Genomic DNA, 19,368 nt, shown 5'->3' on the forward strand with positions numbered 1-19,368 from the left:
CAAACTGGGAAGTAGGAGAGCTGGAAGATGTGTATCTTTATAATTTGGCAGAACCGACTTTCAGCAAGCGTGTCAAGCAGAATCGATGACAGAAATGCCAAGCCATGCACTACATGCGCCAATTACAGGTTCAAAAGGCCGGCGAGGTAATTCGTCAATTTCGTGAACGACTTGGTGATGGACAGGAAATCCTGAAGCGGCGATCACTTATATGGCGCACAATTTAACGAATAAAATACTCCATCAACCGACAGTAAAATTGCGTCAAGCTGCTTATGAAAAACATATGCAATTATTGTTGTCCGCAAAAGAATTGTTTGATATTTAAATTCCATGATGAAAACTTCTCTCCTTAAAAAACTAAAAATTCTAAGCTTTCGCTATAGTGAGATTGGCGGATTACTGAGCGATCCCAGCGTGATGAGCAATCAAAATCGCTATCGAGAATTAGGAAAAGAGTATGCACAATTAGAACCTATTGTAAAATGTTTCCAAGCTTATGAAAAAAATAATGAGGCTATTGAATCGGCCCAAGAAATGATTGCCGAAAAAGATCCTGAGTTAAAAAAATTGGCTGAAGAAGAGTTAGAGCAATTAATTATTAAACAAGATAAATTAGAAGATCAATTAAAAATTCTCTTAATTCCTAAAGATCCTAATGACGAGAAAAATATTTTTCTCGAAATCCGTGCAGGAACGGGCGGGAACGAAGCAGCAATTTTTGCGGGAGATTTGTTTCGTATGTATGCGCGCTACGCGGAAAAGAAAGAATGGCATATGACCATCGTATCCGCTCATGAAGGCGAACACGGTGGATTTAAGGAAGTAATTGCTCGAATTGTTGGCGAAGGGGTTAATTCTCAATTAAAATTCGAGTCGGGGGCTCATCGGGTTCAACGAGTTCCATTGACAGAATCGCAGGGGCGGATTCATACCTCTGCTTGTACAGTGGCGGTGATGCCCGAGGTGGAAGAGATTGACAAAATCAAGATTAATTCCGCTGAATTGCGCATTGATACTTTTCGGGCTTCTGGCGCTGGTGGACAGCATGTAAATCGAACGGATTCAGCAATTCGTATTATCCATATCCCTACTGGGGTGGTGGTGGAATGTCAGGATGAGCGGTCGCAGCATAAAAATAGAGCTCGCGCAATGTCTCTATTGCAATCAAAATTATTAGCCGCAGAGCGGTCGAAACAAGAACAAGAACAAGCCACCAAGCGAAAATTTCTGGTTGGTAGCGGTGACCGTTCTGAAAGAATTCGTACTTATAATTTCCCACAAGGGCGAGTTACCGATCATCGAATCAATTTAACGCTGTACCAACTCGATGAAGTCATGGAAGGGGATTTAGATCCTGTCATCGGTCCTCTGATTCACGAATTGCAAGCAAAACAATTGGCTGAATTATAAGCGGGGAATGAGATGAAAATGGACGATCAAATGGTTTCAATTAAGGAGATGATAGATAAAATAGCGCAGCAATTAATGGGTTCAGAAACTGCTAAATTGGATGCCGAAATACTCGTAGGTAAAGTTCTAAAAAAATCGCGTACCGAATTGTTTGCTTATTCCGAAACACTATTAACTAAAAAACAACAGAAACAAATAATGGAGTATGGGGAGCGTCATCTTGCTGGTGAACCAATCGCTTATATTGTAGGGAACAAAGAATTTTGGTCTTTAAATTTGACAGTGACGCCGGATGTTCTTATTCCCCGTCCCGAAACGGAAATACTTGTGGAACATATTTTAAAGCTGTTCCCGGAAAATGAGGCAATTCGAATTGCTGATTTAGGAACAGGCTCGGGTGCAATTGCTTTAGCTCTTGCTTGGGAACGGCCGTATTGGCAAATTGATGCTACTGATAATTCATCAAAAGCGTTAAAAGTAGCTAAAACTAATATAAGGTGTTATAAAATAAAAAATATTAATTTATATTTGGGTGAATGGTGTAAGGCTTTGCCTCAGCGTGATTATCACGTTATTGTAGGAAACCCACCTTATATTCCCGATGGAGATAAACATCTTCAGCAATTAAAATATGAACCTCGAGAAGCTTTAGCTGGTGGTCTAGACGGCTTATCGGCAATTAGGATTATTATTGAAGAAACGCAAACATACTTAAAAACCGGAGGTTGGTTGTTGTTAGAGCATGGATTTGATCAGTCCGAAAAAATTAGTATTCTTATGCAAGATGTGGGTTATCAAGTAGTTAAGGATTATAAAGATTTGGCAGGTTTGGCGAGAATGGTCGTTGGAAAAAATAATTTTGAATTAATGAAATCTCCAGTTGGCGAAAAAATAGATGTCTTATTAATTAATCTTGGCACACTCGATGCTTCCACCTCATCGGCAGTACGACGATATTTAAAACAATTTCTCTCAGATCCATGAGTGATCGATTTACCAAAACCCCTACGTTGGCTAATTTTGAATTTTTTTATTTTTCCGATCCGGCCGAAATATTCAGCCTAATTATATCGAAAGATTTGGACTTCCCAAGGTGGTTCACCGCTATTAATTCATAGTCGAGCATTTTGCAAAGAGGTGGCAAAAAACTTAGGAGGGGATTTTTGCATAGCCTTAAGAATGCGCTATGGACAAATCTTCTATTGACACCCCCGGCCTTGCAAAAATTGCAAGCTGCTGGTTACAGGTAAATTGTGGTTTTATCCTTGTTTCCATAATTTTCTTCATCGGCGACAGAATCTGCTTTATTTAAGGTGCAAACTAAAAGTAAAGATAAAAATTTCACTGTTATCGATCGGTTTTTTGACGAGCCAGACTATATTAGACTATATATTAGACTATTATATCAGACTATCAGACTATATTAATAGTTTAATTGCGCTAATTCGAGAAAATACTCGTAATTTTCAAGCAAATTATTTTTTATTTAGCTAACATGGTCTTCCTGACAGACATTTAAAGAGTCTTTTCACATTAGATTTCTGTGATCGACAGAAGGAATGTCCATCTGTTTCAACTTTAAATAGTAATTGTTATCGTGCTCAATATTTTATGACGTCTCATTTGCTTTGATCGCTAGCCAATTAAATTTAAGGTCTACCCATTATGGAGTTGCTTTCCAGTCGCGGCTGGGGTCGAACGGCGTGGATACACCACCCTTATACTGATCATTATTTAGTAGAATTAACAAAAAAGAGAATTAAAAAATTAGTTGTCATTTACCCCTCGTTTGTTGCAGACTGTTTGGAAACTTTAGAAGAAGTTAGTATTCAGGCCAATGCTCAATGGAAAGAATTAGGTGATAAGGAATTGCAGTTAATTCCTTCCTTAAATTTTCATCCTCAATGGGGTAAAGGCAGTTGCCGATATGATTAGAAAGCAGGTGATAACTCGTATATAAAAAAAGGAATAACTTTGCTTGAAGTTATTTTGGCAATTATAATCAGTGCTTTAAAATTACATTCAGCATTCGTTATTTTATGATGGTCGAACTCAACTATAAAGTGGAGCCAACGATAAAGCGAATAAAAATTTTATCTCAGGAGGCAAGTTATTAATGGCTACAGATGCAGCATCAAGCTGATTTTTGATCCGGAATACAGCAATTGACAATCCTAAATTGCAAGCGGTTGGTTTAATTACTGGAGCCGATTTGATAGATCTATGGGGTGGAAAAATCACCCTCCAGCCGGGAGAAGATACTCCAGAATATGTAAAAATTATCTTTAACGACATCCCCTACTAAAGCTAAAGGAGTTGCTTGAACCTTTGGCAGAAGATGCGCAAGGTTCCACATCGTCAAAGCGATAAAAGGGCTTGTTCAGGGTTAAGTTATTTTATAGAGTTGTAATTATGTTGAAAATTGTTTTAGCAAGTCAAAATGAAGGAAAATTGGTAGAAATACAAGATTTATTAAAGAGTCTTGAAATACGATTTATTCCCCAGACAAAATTGGATATTCCCTCGGTAGAAGAAACCGGAACAACCTTCGTAGAAAATGCTATTATTAAGGCGCGTCATGCAGCAAAGTATTCAGGCCTCCCTGCTTTAGCTGATGATTCTGGCTTAATTATTACTGCTTTGAATTCGGCGCCAGGGGTCTTTTCTTCTCGATATGCGGGTGATAATGCAACCGATTCAGATCGAATGCAAAAAGTTTTAAAAGAACTAGAGAACGCAGATAGTCCTGATCGTAGCGCGAGTTTTCATTGTATTTTAGCTTTAATAGAAAATGAAACGGATCCGGCACCTCTTATTTGCCATGGAGTGTGGGAAGGAGAAATTGCCTATGAACCCAAGGGAAAAAATGGATTCGGTTATGATCCCATTTTTTATATCCCTTCCCATCGTTGTACTGCTGCTGAGCTAGACTTCAAAGAAAAAAATATAATTAGCCATAGGGGTCAGGCTCTTCAAGAATTAGTGGCTATTTTGACAAATGCTTTTTTAGCCTAGCTTGAGATAGATGCCGCCTTAACTGACTAATACACTGACGCGAACTACCAAATTTGAAAAGCTGGTATCTATTGAACAAATATTTTATTCATAATAGAATGAATTTCACATTTGGGATAGCAGCTTCTGACAAGAAAATACCTCGAATTTCTTAACAGAGATCAATTTTATCAATAGATTAAGTGTTCATATGAATTATTACCGCGGTTTTTCCATTCTGAGGATTCTGATTTTATTTTTGCCCCTTGCTTATGCTGGGAGGTTCTGAATATCCTAAAAATAAGTCTGGCGTTATGACCAGCAATGCAGAAGGTTACTTTAATCTCATAATTTAATAATTTAAGAGTGGAAATCCTACAAAAGTGACCGTACGCGGTATTCTTCGGAACCAGTGCATATTCATCGAACCAATCATACGCTTTTATTCAAGCCTCTTTTGGTTATACCCATCCTATTAAAAAGCCCCCGACAATCACAGTAGCAACATCGGATTTAACGAAAATGCTAAACAGTCAGGAAATGTCATCCAAATAGCTTGGAGGGAATGAAGGACGTAGTTCTTTTTCTAATTTACTTGGAAACTGCTAATGGGAGATTCCCCCAAGTCCACTACACAACTCATTTGCATCTGGTGGCAGTTTATGGGTACAAGCGGTTAAATTAAATAGCGTGAGCCCTAAAATAGCAAGAGTCATAGAAACGATAACTCGACGAAATGATGGTTTCATGGGTTCCTCAATAAAACTGATTTGATGAGACTGTGTAATTTTAGCCAGAAATATCGCTGCTAATCTAGATTTGTTCAATAGTTATTTATTCAATAGTTTTTGTTTATCGCTTTGAGCTTAGAGGGGGAGCAAATGTGCAAAGAGCCACGCTAATCGAGTGTTTTGGCGATAACGTTTAAGTCCGATTGCTAAGACTACTACCGCGAAAAGTACGATAGGCCATAAATTGGGAACGATTTGTTGCCGGCCAGGTATTTTCTTTTAATAAAATTCCCGCGTAATACGTAAAAAATGCGTAAACGGTGAAACTTGCTTAAGGCATTAAGCCCACTTGGGCATTCTAGAAAAAGGAAACATGAAACCCAACAATAAAATTTAGGACAAAAAGAAAAAAGCAGATTGCATTGTTTTTAATTAATTTTTGACTATGCTATAAAATGTAAGATCTACCGATAAATTGCCTCCCATAAATGGAGGGGTGCTGAGAAGCAATAGAATAATACTTCCTTCCACTGAAATGCCAAATAAATAGCGTGCTGCTACTAAAATAATAAAGACTTGAATATATCCTAACAATAATGTAGGGAGTGATTTTTCCTACCATGACTTCCAGTGGTCGCACTAGCGTAGCTAAAAGACTTTCTAATGTGCTCCGTTCGCGTTCTCTGGTATTGGCTAAACTGGTGATTAATACCATTATCATTGTTAATTATCCCTAATAAACCTCGAACGATATTATATTGGGTAATTATTTTCGGGATTATATTTTTGATGAAGAACAAGATCGATAGGCAGTGTAGAAGCACGGAGATTTTCAAGAGGTGCTTTAAAGAGAGGATTAAAAAAACGGTTGTTGTTAATTTCGGCACTGCCGCTCATTGGCCGCTACTACTAATGGATCGCTGGCATCCCCTTCAATTGAAATTTGTGGTCGTAAGCCGCGAAGAATTAATTTACGTGTGAAATCAGGAGGAATATTGACGATGAATAACACCTTACCTTCAGCCAATAGGGTATTCGCTTACAAGAGCTGTCAGTAAATGTTTAGGATTGTTATTAATGGCAAAACCAAATAAGATTAGTTGAATTAGAGGAATACCGATATTCATGGTAAAGGTTAAACGATCATGCTACATTTGGAGAATTCTTTTTTCTAATTGCTTTTTTCTAATTGGTTGATTGGTGCTGTACTGACATGTAAAGCACTTTCAAAGGTAGCAACTAAGTCTACGGTGGGTAAGGTCTTTAATTTTGCTGCTAATTCTACGAGATTTTTTCCAAAGATTTTCCATGTCGATAAATGGGAATCTTCAATAATTAAATGAGCAATACCCTAAGCGAGTATGCGGTCATAAGCAATGTAAGCAAGCCGAATGCATCGTTCAGCTCCATCCATATAATGGGTAATAACTAGCGTTGTAATTTCTCGTTTCGCTAAATAATTAATATGATCGTAGAATTCGCGACGAGCTTTATAGGATTAACTCCCGCGATTGGTTCGTCTAATAGCAATAATTTGGGACGATGAATTAGTTCTGAAGAAAAAGCTAGACGTTGTTTCCAACCACCGGATAATGTTCCTGCTAATTGCTCGCTCTTATCCATTAACCCTAATGCCTTAATACTTCGTTTCATAAGAGTTTTGCGATTTTTCATTCTATATAATCTTGCGACGAAATTTAAATTTTCTGCCACACTTAGATCTTCATACAAACTAAAACGTTGCGTCATGTATCTCGATTGTCTTTTAATTTCTGATTATTCTGTAATAACATCATAACATAGGCATTGTACGGAGCTAGAATCGGAAACTAATAGGACCGCGTAACACACGAATAGTCGTCCGTTTTCTACCTCTTTAGGTCTCCTAGGAAACCAAAGATTTCTCCTTTTTTGACTTGTAAATAAGCGTTAATAACGGCTCTAATTCCATCAAATGATTTATTTAAATTTTTAACATCTATGGCATAAGTTGGATTAGTCATGATGTTTTTCCATTCTTACACATATCTGCACGGGTTGTCTGGCATGAAAGCGAAGAGCTTCATTTTTAGGAATGAAACGTTCAACACGATATACTAATTTTGCTCGTAATTTCTCACTATAGATCACTGATGAAGTATATTCTGCTCCTGGAGAAATATAAGTGACTTTTGCTTAATGCATTTCCACAGCTATCGCATTTAAAATCGACGAAGCTACCTAATCCTAACTGGCTCAATAGGGGTTCTGGTATATAAAAAATTAATTTTAATATTATTTGCGGAAAGTAAAGCAGTAACAGGTTCTCCTGTAAGCACTATTCACCAACTTTAAAGAAGGTATCAAAAATTTTTTCCGCTCTAGGAGGTGGTGCCACACAGTCTTTTGATCAAGTTGCCAAATTAATTTGATTAAATTCGCCTGTACAGCATCTACGCAAGCCTGCTAGGCGAGAATAGCATGTTTTCTTTCACCCTAATTAGTTTCTATTAAATTCGCTTCGTGTTGCTTAACTAATTGCTTTTTCGCCTTATAGTCAGTAGCTGCTTAGTCAAGTTCATCTTTAGAAATGGCCCTCACTTGATAAAGCTTTTGAAAAAGCGAATATACGTTTGCTCTGCATAAGTGATGTCGGCAATAGCCTGTTCACGTTGAGCAATAATACGCTCTAAATATTATCTAGCGCTCGCCTCTGATAATATTTTCAAGATTTTCTTTTTGTCGGGTAAGCTCTGCTTTGCTTGTTGTAGCTCAGATTGTTGGGGTTCGGAATCAAGAATAAAGAGCGTTTGGTTGACTTTTGCCTGGTTGCCACGATAGATAGGTAATGATTTTAATACGTCTGATTGGAGCAGCCTGTCAATAGTAATAAATAGAAAAAAGAGATAAATTGATCGAATAAATGGCTTCCAGCTGATTTAATACGATTTTGAATAGTGGTGAGACTAACAATTTGGAGTTTTTCCTTAGGAAATTATTTCGCTAGTTTCGTTAAAGCTAAAGCAGCCTCTTCTTTTGTGTCAAAGTGACTGTACAATAATTCATACCACCTTTTCTGATCACGTAGATAGGAATAATAAAGAGCATTTCCATCTAATCAATATTCTTTAGAAAGTGAAAATAAATCTTCCTTATGGAAACTGATTTTGATGCGAATACTGTTGTAATTGGTGATAGGAAATTCCAAGAGGAGAATCTCATCTAAAGAATAGTGGAGCTCCTTAACATCGGTTGAAGATGCAGTTTTTTGAGCAATGGTTTTTGAAATTGTTAGTTTTACAGAGGTGGGGTAGCGCGCGGTTGTTTTTTTTGAATTGGCAGAAAATTCGCTAGGTGGCTTCTTTATTAAGGATAACTCATTAAAAGTTAATCGATAATATTCATTTCCCTGCTGAAATAAAACGCCTTCACTTATTGATTGAGATAATACGAGTTCCATTGGCTAATCGAGCGTTAGAGGTGATTTTGAGGTAATGACCCTGGATTAAGAAGGGTAGCACTATATTCAGAGCTTGGTGGTCTAAATAGGCTTATTAGTTTTAATTCAATCGAAAGAATTTCTTGTAATTCTTGTGATTGCTTAAAATTACCATGCTTAAAAGTATTAATCGATCTTTGCAGCGCCAATCGAATGGATCCGTGCCAAGAATGGACAGAGGAAAGTAATTTCTTTAAATCTTGCCGTAGCAGCCGACCACGTTGATTTTGTCCATGCCAGATCGCGTATAAAATTAAGATTAACGTTCAGTGTGTATTCTGTAATTCTAGTTGGTTCAAGCTGCTTGAATAAGGGACTGCGCTGTTAATCCGTTCTACAAATGCTACGAAGAGATGATCAGCAAAATTAATATCCATAAATAATTTCTCTAAGTGAAATTAAGAATTAACTTCTTGCATATACTCTTGAAAATTATGCAAGATAGAACGTAAAATACTGTATTTTGTTCCTGCTGTTTACGAATCGTATTTTTTTAAAGTAATTTTGTGTAACTCGCGCTCCTCTTCCAACCTAAAAGTAGAAATTACTTTATTGCAATGGGCTAATTTTTCTTTAATTTCTTCTGTGAGTTGATTGCGCGGCAAGGTCAATAATTGAATAGCTTGAACCAAGGCTCGTGAGGCTTTTTGTGAACGATGAATGACGCGATTGTTTTCAATTTCGTAATTTTCTGAAAATTCTCTTAAATATTAAGCAAAATGTCCTACTCCCGAATAGGAATAATAACTTGCACTACCACTATTTAGGTTTCTTTCAATATCCTTTACAATTAGGTAATCGGTACAATATTAAGTAACCGGTACAATAAAGTGCAATTTTTTTCGAAGAGTTTCGAGGTTGTTCTTCAGGTTCAATTGAGTGAGCTTGGTGATTTGTTCCGTTTGTGGCAAATACCTGTGTAACATTTGATAGTAAATACTAATGGATTTTTTCATGGTGTCAGGAAATATTGTCATAGTACTCCGTCCTCTTTTCTTTCCATTTTCTATTTTTCATTTTGTAACCATCGTACAGTGAAGAGTAACGTTGAGTAACAGTATATCTTAATTACCTTCAAGATAATATGAATTACAAATTCTAAAACAAATATATCAAATATATATTTTTAGTATGTATTTAGGAAGAAGCGGGAAATAGTTCAGTTGTGAGAAAGAGAAAATATGAAAATTAAGTAAGTTAATTTTGATTCCCTTAACTCCCTTAATCTTAGCTAACAGCTGCTTGGAAACTCAAGAGCCCGTTAACGTCTCCAGTACTGATCATAATTACGCCAACGGGCGCTATTATGGTGCACATCTTTGTGCCTATTCTAAATTTGAATTCGTGCCTGTTTTGAATTCGTGCCTGTAAAGCTCGGAGATCCGGAGATATATGGTCACAATTGTTTCCCAATGAGCGCCGAGCGTGAAATGGTTAAGCGCCTTAACCGAAAACCAAATACTCCCTTAAGTTTTCGTAGTTGGATCGTAGTCCCCACTAACTTATCAGAAATAAACTATTTAGATTTGTCGCCCTTTCCAGCTACTATCAAGCGAACTCGAACTAATAAAAAATTAGTGATAGTAAATTTAGGGGCCTTCAGGCTTATGACGCCTACGATAAGGACGGGTATTTGGTTCATTGGGGATCGCCCTCGTTTTAGGCAGCAAAGACTAGTGTTCGGATATCGGTCGAGTTTGTAATACCCTTTACCGGGAACCTTCCAAATTTTTCGTAAAGGAGGGGGAATGACTGTATTTTCCCCAATACCCTGTTGAAACGGAAAAGAGGAGGGAGTACACTTTGCCTACTGTATGTCTTATTTCCGAGAGGATACACCCTTCATGGCTCTACCTTTCCAGATTTTCACGCGAGCCATGGTTGCATTTGCCTTTTTTCGAAAGTGGTCCCATGATGTCACAGTATCTCTCATGCGTAAGTGTAGGATTCTCGTTCTCTTTCTTGACTGGGGAGGCAACATCTTCTAGTGTCGGGTCATGAATCTACAATTCTCATGGCACCAACAACATGAGACTCCCCAACGCGCTATAGTCAGACTATGAGGGGGATTGGTTAATAATGTATTCCGGCTCCTTAACGCAACGTTTGCGTCACTTCACCTTAGTCCGCATTCAACACCGACTCACCCGTGATGTGTTTGAAATGTCCCAAGAAAAAGAACGGACTGTTTTTGAAAATACTTTTCTCGGCATAATGAAAGAGCGGCAATTTGGACTCGACGTTCGTTATTTTATTTTGGTGGAAGTTCTTTGCTCGTAAGTGAAATATTTTTGCCAATTTTATTTTCTAATGTGCCAATTGATAACGATTAATTTGCGCCGACAACTGCCTCATTATTTTTATTTGATGCGTTTTGATAAACCTATCGGGATTTTTTTATTACTGTGGCCCACATTATGGGCGCTATGGATTGCTACCCATGGTCATCCCCCTTAAAGCTAGCAAGTGTTTTTATTTTCGGCGTTGTTATCATGCGTGCCGCAGGGTGCGTAATCAATGACTTTGCGGATTGCAATCTCGATAAATATATCCGCCGTACTCAAGATCGACCGCTGGCTATCAGAGTCGTGAGTCTTCTGGAGGCAATAGGGCTATTTATTTTTTTATGTTTTATTGCGTTCGTTTTAGTTTTGCTATTAAATCGTCTAACGCTTAAATTAGGGATTTTAGGAATTTTGCTTGTTGTTATTTATCCTTTCTTAAAACGATTTACTTATCTGCCCCAATTATGGTTAGGCATGTCATTTGCCTGGAGTATCCCGATGGTTTTTGCTGCTCAACAAGGGAACGTCCCTGCAATTGCTTGGTTGTTGTTTCTTCCGGCTGTGGTATGGTCCATTGCTTATGATACGCAATATGCAATGGCGGATCGGGAAGATGATCTTAAAGTAGGTGTAAAATCAACTGCTATTTTATTGGGAAATTATGATCGAATCATTATCGCACTTTTACAAATGGGTATGTTGATTACGCTTAGTATTTTGGGTTGGTATTTAAGCTTTAATTATTTATTTTATTTAGGATTGGTGGCAGCTTTTGGATTAATGATTTACCAGCATGTTTTAATCCGAGGGCGAGAGCCAAAGCGGTGTCTTGAAGCCTTTTGCAATAATAATTGGGTGGGGTTTTTCATTTTTCTGGGTATTTTTCTTACTTACGTGCGATAATTGATTGATTTGTTCCCATTATATACGATACGGTAAAGTAATGGTTTGCTAAGCTGTGTGGATTTATAGCATAATGGGGCTCGTTTTGTTAGTGATTATTATCATGAGATGGTACTCGCGAGCATTAAGAACTATTAGACAATCTTATGAAAAGAAAACTCATTGACTTCACTGCGGTTCTTCTTTCTTTAATTATGCCGTCCCTCTATGCAGATAATCTTATTCAAGTTTATTGCCAAGCATTAGAGAAAGATCCCACTTTTTTAAAAGCACACGCGGGCTGGTTATCGGTTCAGCAAGATTTACCCATTGCAATGTCAGGAACTGGTGCGCCGGGCTCCGGTTTATTCCCTTATGTGACGATCACTGGATCACTTACACGAACTCATCAGAGAATTAGTTTGGGTCCTACTACTACTAATAGTGCGAATAGTGCGAGTGGGTATTTTAACCAAAATGGTTATTTAGTGACCTTAACCCAGCCGATATTTAATTACGCCACTTGGAAATCGATCAGCCGTGCTCATCTTACGGTAAAAGCGGCGACAGCTACATACATAGCTGCTGCTCAAGATTTAATGTTTCGGACAGCCCAAGCTTATTTTAATGTCTTGAATGCTTACGACCAATTGCAATTCATACTCGCTCAAAAAGAATCTTTTCTTCATCAGTTGATAACCACGGAAGAGAAATTTAAAGTGGGTTTAATCGCCATTACCGGAGTTTATGATGCCCAAGCCAGCTACGACCAAGCAGTGGCTCAAGAAATTCAGGATCGCAATAATTTGGCTAATCAACTTGAAAATTTACGTGCCATCACGGGAAGGGGGTATAGATCACTGGCTGGGTTGAAAAAAACAATCCCATTGGTAATACCCTATCCCAGGAATATTAATGCGTGGACAATAATTGCTGAGCGACAAAGTTATTCTATCCAATCAAAGTTGTACACCATGCTGGCACAGCGGGAGTTGGTCAAACAAACTGCCGCAGGTTGGTATCCAGCTTTAACTGGCGTTATCACACATGGGACCAACCAACAAGGTTTTCCTCCTAGTCTTAGCGGGCCTACGCCCGCTGCTGAAGCTGGTTTTATAAATACGACCACAACGACAATGAGTGGTGGTCTTAATTTAAATTTCCCTATTTTTCAGGGTGGATATGTGATCCATTCTACTCGGCAGGAAGAATATAATTATCTCTCTGCTAGCCAACAGCTGAATCTTAGCCATCGGCAGGTGGTACAGCAAACCCGCCAGGCTTATCTTGGTGTGGATTCTGGTATTAGCAAAATTAAAGCGGATGAACAGGCCATTGTTTCTGCACAAAATAAACTAGAAGCCACTCAAGCCGGCTATGTGGTAGGAACACGCACGATAGTGAATGTATTGGATGCTGTAACGAATTTATATCAAGCTCAACAACAATGGGCTAGCGACCGTTATGCGTACATCATCAATATTATTAGTTTAAAACAACAGGCTGGCACTCTATGTCCTCAAGATTTGCTGGAGATCAATTCCTGGCTAGGGAAATCCTTAAAATTTGACGTGAATAAACCTGTTACTGTGAATAAATACGCTATCGAAATGCTACCGAACTACCCGTTACTACCTGCCTTGCCCAACAAGAACTTAAATAATGCAAGGAAGGCGACTGCCCACCTTCAAGGCGGAAAACCTACCAGACCCCAACATACTACGTTAGGGAACCCCTTAGGCAAATGAGGCTCCAACCCTCGGTTGTCTCATAACAATCAACGCCAAGTTGCTGCAATTACTCCAAAAGGACACCATTTCGTAGTGCAATTATTGGCCTCTCGTAAAAAGTCTGACGCAGAGAGCTTTAGGAAAAAGCACACACCGTTCAAACTTAAGATTGTTTATCAGAAAGACTGGTACAAAACAATCTCTGCAAAAAAGAAAAGCCATATGGATGGTGGGGCCGCCGACTCGGTTCTGTGTCTGGCCCTTCATTAACGTTAGCTACGCTACGATGAAGTAATCCGGCAATTACTGAAAACAACACCTGCCTGTGCCGAAATGATAGAGCTTTTTGAATGCCCTATTTGAGGGTGTAACGGAAAGGTTCTTCATGAAGGGTAGCTATTTATAGCTCGGAAGGCCTGTTGTTATTACCTTTTAGGCGTCCTCTAGTTAATTCAGCATCAATCCATTGTATATGCCGATCAAGTGCTCCTATGTTAGCGGTAGCAGTACTGACTTGGTAGGCTCGTTCTCCAAGATTTTTTCTTTCTTGTGGATTATGAAATAATCGAGCTACGCTGGTAAAAAGGTTTTTGCTATCAGAAACAATTATCAGTGCATTAGCAGTTTTTAGTAAATCACTTATTGCCACGAAATTTTGCAAATTAGGTCCGCTAATAATGGGAAGACGAACCGCAGCGGGTTCAATTAAATTGTGTCCCCCTATTGGAATTAAGCTGCCGCCTACAAAAGCCACATCGCTCGCTGCATAAAGCAAGCGCAACTCACCCATTGTATCGCCGAGTAAAATATCTGCGTGTGAATGGGGGATTCTATGTAAACTGCGCTTAGCGATTGAAAAACCAGTGGATTTACAAAGACGAGCCACCTTATCAAATCGATCAGGGTGACGAGGAACTAAAATTAAAAGAGCATCCTGAAATTGATGGCGTAATTGGCGAAAGGCCTCAAGAATGATAATTTCTTCTCCTTCATGAGTGCTGGCAGCAATTAAGGTTGGACGAAGTCCCCAATTTCTCCGTAAACTTTTTCCTTCATCGATTAAGGATTCGGGTAAGTGTAAATCAAATTTTATATTGCCGGTAATGAGCAAACGATTGGAAGCTAATCCAAGCTGAAGAAAGCGCTTGCCGTCAAGATCACTTTGGGCTGCAACGCACGTGATCTGTGAAAGCATTTTTCGGGTAACTTGAGCAATGCGCCGATAATTATGCATAGAACGTTCAGATAAGCGAGCATTCGCTAGGAGGATGGAAATTCTTTTTCGATGCGAATAATATAGTAAATTGGGCCAAAGTTCGGTTTCCATGATAATGGCTAGTTGCGGATGAATGCGGTTTAAAAATCGATTAACGGGGCCTGGTAGATCATAGAGAAAATATACGTGGTGAATTCGATCTCCAAAAGTTTTATAAACTTGTTCGAAACCGGTAGGAGTAGTGGTAGTAACTACTAAAGTATATTGCGGATAACCTTCCAACAAAGCTTTAATGAGCGGAATAGCGGCAATAACTTCTCCCACTGAAACAGCATGAAGCCAGAGAGATTTTTCATTGGAATTCAGAGCAGCGATGTATCCAAAACGTTCTAAAAGACGATAGCGATAACCTTTAATTTTCCAGGAACGCCATAACATTCGAAGTAAGAGAAAAGGCAAAGCTGTATAAAACAACAAAGTATACAGATAACGCATAAGCTTAGTACAATCCACTTATCATTTACTCGCTGCTCAGAAACAGTGGGTATCAAGAAACTAAGCACAATAACGTGGATCATGTTTCGATGCAATATAAAATGCAGTTCAAATAATTATTCGAAAGCCTCTTTATTTGAAAGCTTCTAATTAAAGGTAAGAAAATGGAAAGGTAAGAAAATGGCGAAAGCAATACAAAAAATAGATAAAAAAGGCTATATGGCCGAGGCTATTGAAGTTTTAAGTGGCTTGGAACCCGTAAAGCGACGCCCGGGTATGTATACCGATACTTCGCGTCCTAATCACCTTGCTCACGAGGCTATTGATAATAGCGTCGATGAAGCGATTGCGGGATTCGCGCGCAATGTTAAAGTGGTTCTCTATAAAGACGGCTCGTTTGAAATTATTGATGATGGCCGCGGGATTCCGATTGATATTCATCCCAAACATAAAGTTTCCGGGGTCGAATTAATTCTTACCTGTCTTCATGCGGGTGCTAAATTTTCTAATAAAACTTATGAATATTCGGGCGGATTGCATGGTGTTGGTATTTCGGTTGTAAATGCACTATCAAAAAAATTAATTGTTCAAGTCAAAAAGGAAGGGAGAATTTATCAAATGGATTTTGCGAATGGCGAAAAAATATCAAAATTACATGTTGTCGATTCATGTAGTAAGCAAGAAACAGGAACCAGTATTCGATTCTGGCCCGATGCTCAGTATTTCGATAGTCCCAAATTTAGCATCTCCTCTTTAAAGCACATTCTACGCGCAAAGGCAGTTTTGTGCCCTGGATTAATGGTTCGGTTTACTGACGAACACACCGGACAACACCTTAAATGGTATTACGCAGAAGGATTAAGAACCTATTTGTTGAATGCTGTCTGTGACTGCGAACATCTACCAAAGGAGCCTTGGGTAGGAAGTTTTTCGGGAGTTCAAGAAATGGTGGATTGGGCGATTACTTGGCTTCCTGAAGGGGAAGAAGGTATTACGGAAAGTTATGTGAATTTAATTCCTACCTTACAAGGTGGGACGCATGTCAATGGATTGCGTACTGGATTATTGGAAGCAATGCGCGAATTTTGTAAAATTCATAAATTGTTGCCTCGCAATTTAAAATTAGTAGGTGAAGATATTTGGGAGCAGTGTCGTTATGTATTGTCTGTAAAAATGCAAGAACCTCAATTCTCAGGCCAGACCAAAGAACGATTAACATCGCGTCAATCTTCGGTGTTTGTGACCGGAGTGGTAAATGACGCTTTTAGTTTATGGCTTAATCACAACGTGGAAATAGGAAAAGCATTGGCCGACCTGGCTATTGCTAATGCTCAAAAGAGATTGTGTATTAGCAAAAAAGTAGAACGTAAAAAAATAACCATAGGCCCAGCCTTGCCTGGAAAATTAGCAGATTGTATTTTATCGGATGCCATGCAATGCGAATTGTTTTTAGTAGAGGGAGATTCTGCTGGTGGTTCGGCAAAACAAGCTCGTGATAAAAATTTTCAAGCCGTTATGCCATTACGTGGAAAAATATTAAATACCTGGGAAGTAGGCGCCGGGCAAGTACTAGCTTCTCAAGCAGTACATGATATTGCTATTGCAATTGGTGTTGACCCCGACTCTTCTAATTTGGAAAGTCTTCGTTATGGAAAAATTTGTATTTTAGCGGATGCTGACTCGGACGGTTATCATATTGCAACGCTACTCTGTGCCCTTTTTATGAAACATTTTTATCCTTTAGTAGAAAAAGGTCATGTGTTTGTGGCGATGCCGCCGCTTTATCGCATTGATATCGGTAAAGAAATTTTTTATGCATTGGACGAAGATGAAAAAGAAGGTATTTTAGACAGTATCGAAGCTGAAAAATTAAAAGGCGCTATTAATATCCAGCGGTTTAAAGGATTGGGAGAAATGAATCCCAGTCAACTCCGAGAAACCACTATGAATCCCGATACTCGTCGCTTAGTTCAATTAATAGTAAAAGCTAAAGATAAAACGGAACAGCTTTTGGATATGTTGTTAGCTAAGAAGCGGGCCGCAGATCGTCGCAAGTGGTTAGAGAAAAAAGGAAATCTTGCTGAAATTGAAGTTTAGAGAAGAAAAATCTATGAAAAAAATAGCACAGTCCTGGTTTTGTGGCATTGGGCCACCGATGCTGCTAAAGTTAATATGGAAGAAACAGAATATCTATGTGCCGTTAAAAAAAATGATCGAGGAAAGGGAGGGAGGACTTTTATCTTGTCGATGTTCGCGAAGAAAGCGAATGGGATAATGGGCCACCTCCCGGGAGCTATTCATTTGGAGAAAGGCGTCATTGAAAGAGACCTCGATAAAGTGATCCCTGATGATCAGCGAAAATTAGTCTTGTATTGCGGAGGTGGCTTCCGTTCCGCTCTTGCTACAGATAATATTCAAAAAATGGGTTATCGTAATGTATTATCAATGGACGGGGGTTACCGCATAGAAGGAGGGAGAGGCAGCATTTCTTGTTGTAAATGATTAGAAGAGTGAGACTATATTGCAACTCGGGTAGTTAAAACCTATGATATGATTAATGCTTGCTTAAGGAGTTAACTATGGAAAACACCCCAACCGTCGAACTTTTCCCTGGGTGCTTGTGATTCTTCTAATTTTATTATTGGTGTTGGGTTAGCATTTAGTTTTGCCTTTGCTTGGATTAACGTTAGTAGTTACTGCTGTAACTTGGGGTATGGTGGTTGCGGCCATTACAGTATTGAGTTATTACCATTATGCTTTTTTATGCTTTTTTCGTTGGGGGTGTGCGGGTGAGAGGGTATTCTGGTTTTAAGAATTATTGGTTTTATTTGGACGCTTCTGGCCATTATTTTATTTTCCGTTATTTTTCAAATTGTAATACCATATTAATAATATTTTATTAATATTTTATTTATGGGATTCTTGTTACGGAAAAGACGATAAGTGTTTTGGCTGTTTAAAACGGAACCTTCCATATTTAACATCGATGATTTGAAGCGAAATAAAATTACGTAATGGGATGGTATTCGTAATTATCAAGCACACAATTTTATGCGAGACGGAATGAAAAAAATGAGTAGGCTTTCTGTAAAGAACCTGGGATTGTAGAAGTGGTAAAAATCGTGCGAGAAGCCTATCCTGATACTACCGATTTTGATAAAAGAAGGTAAGTATTACGATTCCAAAAGCTTGCCTGAAAAGTCCCGCTGGTTTACGGTAGATATTCAATTTGAGAAAAAATTTGATCGAAATATAAAATTGGAGGAGTTGCGGAGAATCCCCAGATTAAAGGATGTGATTATTTTGGGTAAAGACAATCGATTGTCGATTACTTCGATTACAAAAACGGAATGACAAGAAATTTTAATTAACTATGGCATCCTAAAATTGATAAATTTTTTCTCTGTTATAACAAAATTTAATGGAACATCCCATTTTTCGATGCGGATTTTGTTAATTTTTTGAAAGTTGTAAGCGATCCCTACCAATACCGGTGGTTTTTTTAAAGCTCTATCTTTTAAAGGCGCTAGAGCCCGATCATAATATCCTGCGCCACGACCCAACCGATTACCCCTTTTGTCAAAGGCAACTAAGGGTAGAAAAATTAAATTGAGATTGGCTATGGAAATGAGTTTTTCTTGGGAGGTGTCAGGCTCTTCGATGCCGAAACGGTTTTTAATTAAAGGATTTTCTAAATGATAGGAATAAAAATCTAACTGGCGCTGACAAGAACGCAAGACAGGCAAATAACAATTTTTTTGGATTGTCTGCGCTTTTTTGAGCACATTGTCAATACTCACTTCAGCATCGTGTGCCTTGTAAAACGCAATATTTTGACTAACCCAAAAAGGGTTGAGCGTCATTATTTTATTATAAACGGCTTGGGCCGCATAAATTCGTTCTTGAAGAAAAAGAGCGCTACGGCGATGACGAAGAAAGGCGCGCAGGTGCTTTTTATCAGTGGTTGAATGCATTAAAAACCTCTATGACGTCGTCGCAAGCCCGTTGATTGAACCCAAAGGCTCAAGTGGGAGAGGCGGGCACTACCTCAGGCTCCCCATCGGTAATGCGACTTCGATGGGCTTGCTCAACAGCGTGACCACGACCAATTCCCTATCATATTCGTATCGGTTCAAATATGCGG

General features: G+C 38.7%; 18 protein-coding genes and 5 pseudogenes. 13 read left to right on the forward strand and 10 right to left on the reverse strand.

Features of this window, described 5'->3' with window-relative positions:
* Window positions 1–72: 72 nt before the first annotated feature.
* The gene (locus MRH55_RS02395) at window positions 73–207 is read right to left on the reverse strand and encodes a hypothetical protein (RefSeq protein ID WP_304985871.1); all 135 of its coding nucleotides are present in this window, start codon (window positions 205–207) and stop codon (window positions 73–75) included.
* A gap of 4 nt (window positions 208–211) precedes the next feature.
* Between MRH55_RS02395 and MRH55_RS02400 the strand changes: the two genes are divergently transcribed.
* From MRH55_RS02400 to rdgB, 6 genes and pseudogenes are all read left to right on the forward strand, one after another.
* The gene (locus MRH55_RS02400) at window positions 212–328 is read left to right on the forward strand and encodes a glutamyl-tRNA reductase (protein ID WP_304985872.1); all 117 of its coding nucleotides are present in this window, start codon (window positions 212–214) and stop codon (window positions 326–328) included.
* Window positions 329–336: 8 nt separating this feature from the next.
* A complete protein-coding gene (gene prfA, locus MRH55_RS02405; protein ID WP_304986092.1) occupies window positions 337–1,413 on the forward strand; it encodes a peptide chain release factor 1 in 1,077 nt (358 codons plus the stop codon).
* 30 nt (window positions 1,414–1,443) lie between these two features.
* Window positions 1,444–2,265 (forward strand): annotated as a pseudogene (gene prmC / locus MRH55_RS02410) (peptide chain release factor N(5)-glutamine methyltransferase); the annotation flags it as partial.
* An 813-nt stretch (window positions 2,266–3,078) separates the two neighbouring features.
* Entirely contained in the window at window positions 3,079–3,348 is a 270-nt protein-coding gene (locus tag MRH55_RS02415) for a ferrochelatase (protein ID WP_304985873.1), read from the forward strand.
* Between the two features lie 211 nt (window positions 3,349–3,559).
* Complete coding sequence (locus tag MRH55_RS02420; protein ID WP_304985874.1) at window positions 3,560–3,718, forward strand: hypothetical protein; 159 nt, start codon at window positions 3,560–3,562, stop codon at window positions 3,716–3,718.
* A gap of 107 nt (window positions 3,719–3,825) precedes the next feature.
* A complete protein-coding gene (rdgB, locus tag MRH55_RS02425; RefSeq protein WP_304985875.1) occupies window positions 3,826–4,428 on the forward strand; it encodes an RdgB/HAM1 family non-canonical purine NTP pyrophosphatase in 603 nt (200 codons plus the stop codon).
* A gap of 584 nt (window positions 4,429–5,012) precedes the next feature.
* On the opposite strand, the gene MRH55_RS02430 is transcribed toward rdgB, so the two are convergent.
* The 7 genes and pseudogenes from MRH55_RS02430 to MRH55_RS02455 all read right to left on the reverse strand — a co-directional run bounded on the left by MRH55_RS02430 (window position 5,013) and on the right by MRH55_RS02455 (window position 9,248).
* Window positions 5,013–5,234: a hypothetical protein gene (locus MRH55_RS02430; RefSeq protein ID WP_304985876.1), complete on the reverse strand. Its 222-nt coding sequence runs from the start codon at window positions 5,232–5,234 to the stop codon at window positions 5,013–5,015.
* A 336-nt stretch (window positions 5,235–5,570) separates the two neighbouring features.
* Complete coding sequence (locus tag MRH55_RS02435; protein ID WP_304985877.1) at window positions 5,571–5,732, reverse strand: hypothetical protein; 162 nt, start codon at window positions 5,730–5,732, stop codon at window positions 5,571–5,573.
* A 280-nt stretch (window positions 5,733–6,012) separates the two neighbouring features.
* Entirely contained in the window at window positions 6,013–6,165 is a 153-nt protein-coding gene (locus MRH55_RS02440; RefSeq protein WP_304985878.1) for a hypothetical protein, read from the reverse strand.
* Window positions 6,166–6,590: 425 nt separating this feature from the next.
* Window positions 6,591–6,887 (reverse strand): ATP-binding cassette domain-containing protein, encoded by a 297-nt coding sequence (locus MRH55_RS02445; RefSeq protein WP_304985879.1) that lies wholly within the window; start codon window positions 6,885–6,887, stop codon window positions 6,591–6,593.
* Window positions 6,888–8,112: 1,225 nt separating this feature from the next.
* Window positions 8,113–8,178 (reverse strand): annotated as a pseudogene (locus MRH55_RS07625) (hypothetical protein); the annotation flags it as partial.
* A 57-nt stretch (window positions 8,179–8,235) separates the two neighbouring features.
* Window positions 8,236–8,577, reverse strand: coding sequence for a hypothetical protein (locus tag MRH55_RS02450; RefSeq protein ID WP_304985880.1), 342 nt, complete (start codon window positions 8,575–8,577; stop codon window positions 8,236–8,238).
* Between the two features lie 515 nt (window positions 8,578–9,092).
* The gene (locus MRH55_RS02455; protein ID WP_304985881.1) at window positions 9,093–9,248 is read right to left on the reverse strand and encodes a hypothetical protein; all 156 of its coding nucleotides are present in this window, start codon (window positions 9,246–9,248) and stop codon (window positions 9,093–9,095) included.
* Window positions 9,249–10,695: 1,447 nt separating this feature from the next.
* Here MRH55_RS02455 and MRH55_RS02460 point away from each other — a divergent pair.
* The 4 genes and pseudogenes from MRH55_RS02460 to MRH55_RS02470 form a co-directional block, all read left to right on the forward strand.
* Window positions 10,696–10,896: a hypothetical protein gene (locus MRH55_RS02460; protein ID WP_304985882.1), complete on the forward strand. Its 201-nt coding sequence runs from the start codon at window positions 10,696–10,698 to the stop codon at window positions 10,894–10,896.
* On the forward strand, window positions 10,845–10,949 hold the full coding sequence (locus tag MRH55_RS07630; protein WP_369421483.1) for a hypothetical protein: 105 nt from the start codon (window positions 10,845–10,847) through the stop codon (window positions 10,947–10,949). Before MRH55_RS02460 ends, MRH55_RS07630 begins: the two co-directional genes overlap by 52 nt.
* Window positions 10,927–11,804: pseudogene (gene ubiA, locus MRH55_RS02465) on the forward strand (4-hydroxybenzoate octaprenyltransferase). The gene MRH55_RS07630 and the pseudogene ubiA overlap by 23 nt, the downstream one beginning before the upstream one ends.
* 146 nt (window positions 11,805–11,950) lie before the next feature.
* Window positions 11,951–13,384, forward strand: a pseudogene (locus tag MRH55_RS02470) (TolC family outer membrane protein); the annotation flags it as partial.
* Window positions 13,385–13,913: 529 nt separating this feature from the next.
* Here MRH55_RS02470 and waaA read toward each other — a convergent pair.
* A complete protein-coding gene (gene waaA, locus MRH55_RS02475; RefSeq protein WP_304985884.1) occupies window positions 13,914–15,242 on the reverse strand; it encodes a lipid IV(A) 3-deoxy-D-manno-octulosonic acid transferase in 1,329 nt (442 codons plus the stop codon).
* Window positions 15,243–15,404: 162 nt separating this feature from the next.
* Here waaA and parE point away from each other — a divergent pair, with 162 nt between their 5' ends.
* The 3 genes and pseudogenes from parE to MRH55_RS02495 all read left to right on the forward strand — a co-directional run bounded on the left by parE (window position 15,405) and on the right by MRH55_RS02495 (window position 18,578).
* Window positions 15,405–17,321 carry a DNA topoisomerase IV subunit B gene (gene parE, locus MRH55_RS02480; protein WP_304985885.1) on the forward strand — a complete coding sequence of 639 codons (1,917 nt, stop codon included), beginning with the start codon at window positions 15,405–15,407 and terminating at the stop codon, window positions 17,319–17,321.
* Between the two features lie 131 nt (window positions 17,322–17,452).
* A pseudogene (locus MRH55_RS02485) lies at window positions 17,453–17,726 on the forward strand (rhodanese-like domain-containing protein); the annotation flags it as partial.
* A 687-nt stretch (window positions 17,727–18,413) separates the two neighbouring features.
* Complete coding sequence (locus tag MRH55_RS02495) at window positions 18,414–18,578, forward strand: EVE domain-containing protein (protein WP_304985886.1); 165 nt, start codon at window positions 18,414–18,416, stop codon at window positions 18,576–18,578.
* A gap of 17 nt (window positions 18,579–18,595) precedes the next feature.
* Here MRH55_RS02495 and MRH55_RS02500 read toward each other — a convergent pair whose 3' ends face one another.
* Window positions 18,596–19,198: a 5-formyltetrahydrofolate cyclo-ligase gene (locus MRH55_RS02500; RefSeq protein WP_304985887.1), complete on the reverse strand. Its 603-nt coding sequence runs from the start codon at window positions 19,196–19,198 to the stop codon at window positions 18,596–18,598.
* Window positions 19,199–19,368: the final 170 nt, after the last annotated feature.

The organism is Coxiella-like endosymbiont, from assembly GCF_030643785.1.
Lineage (GTDB): Bacteria > Pseudomonadota > Gammaproteobacteria > Coxiellales > Coxiellaceae > Coxiella.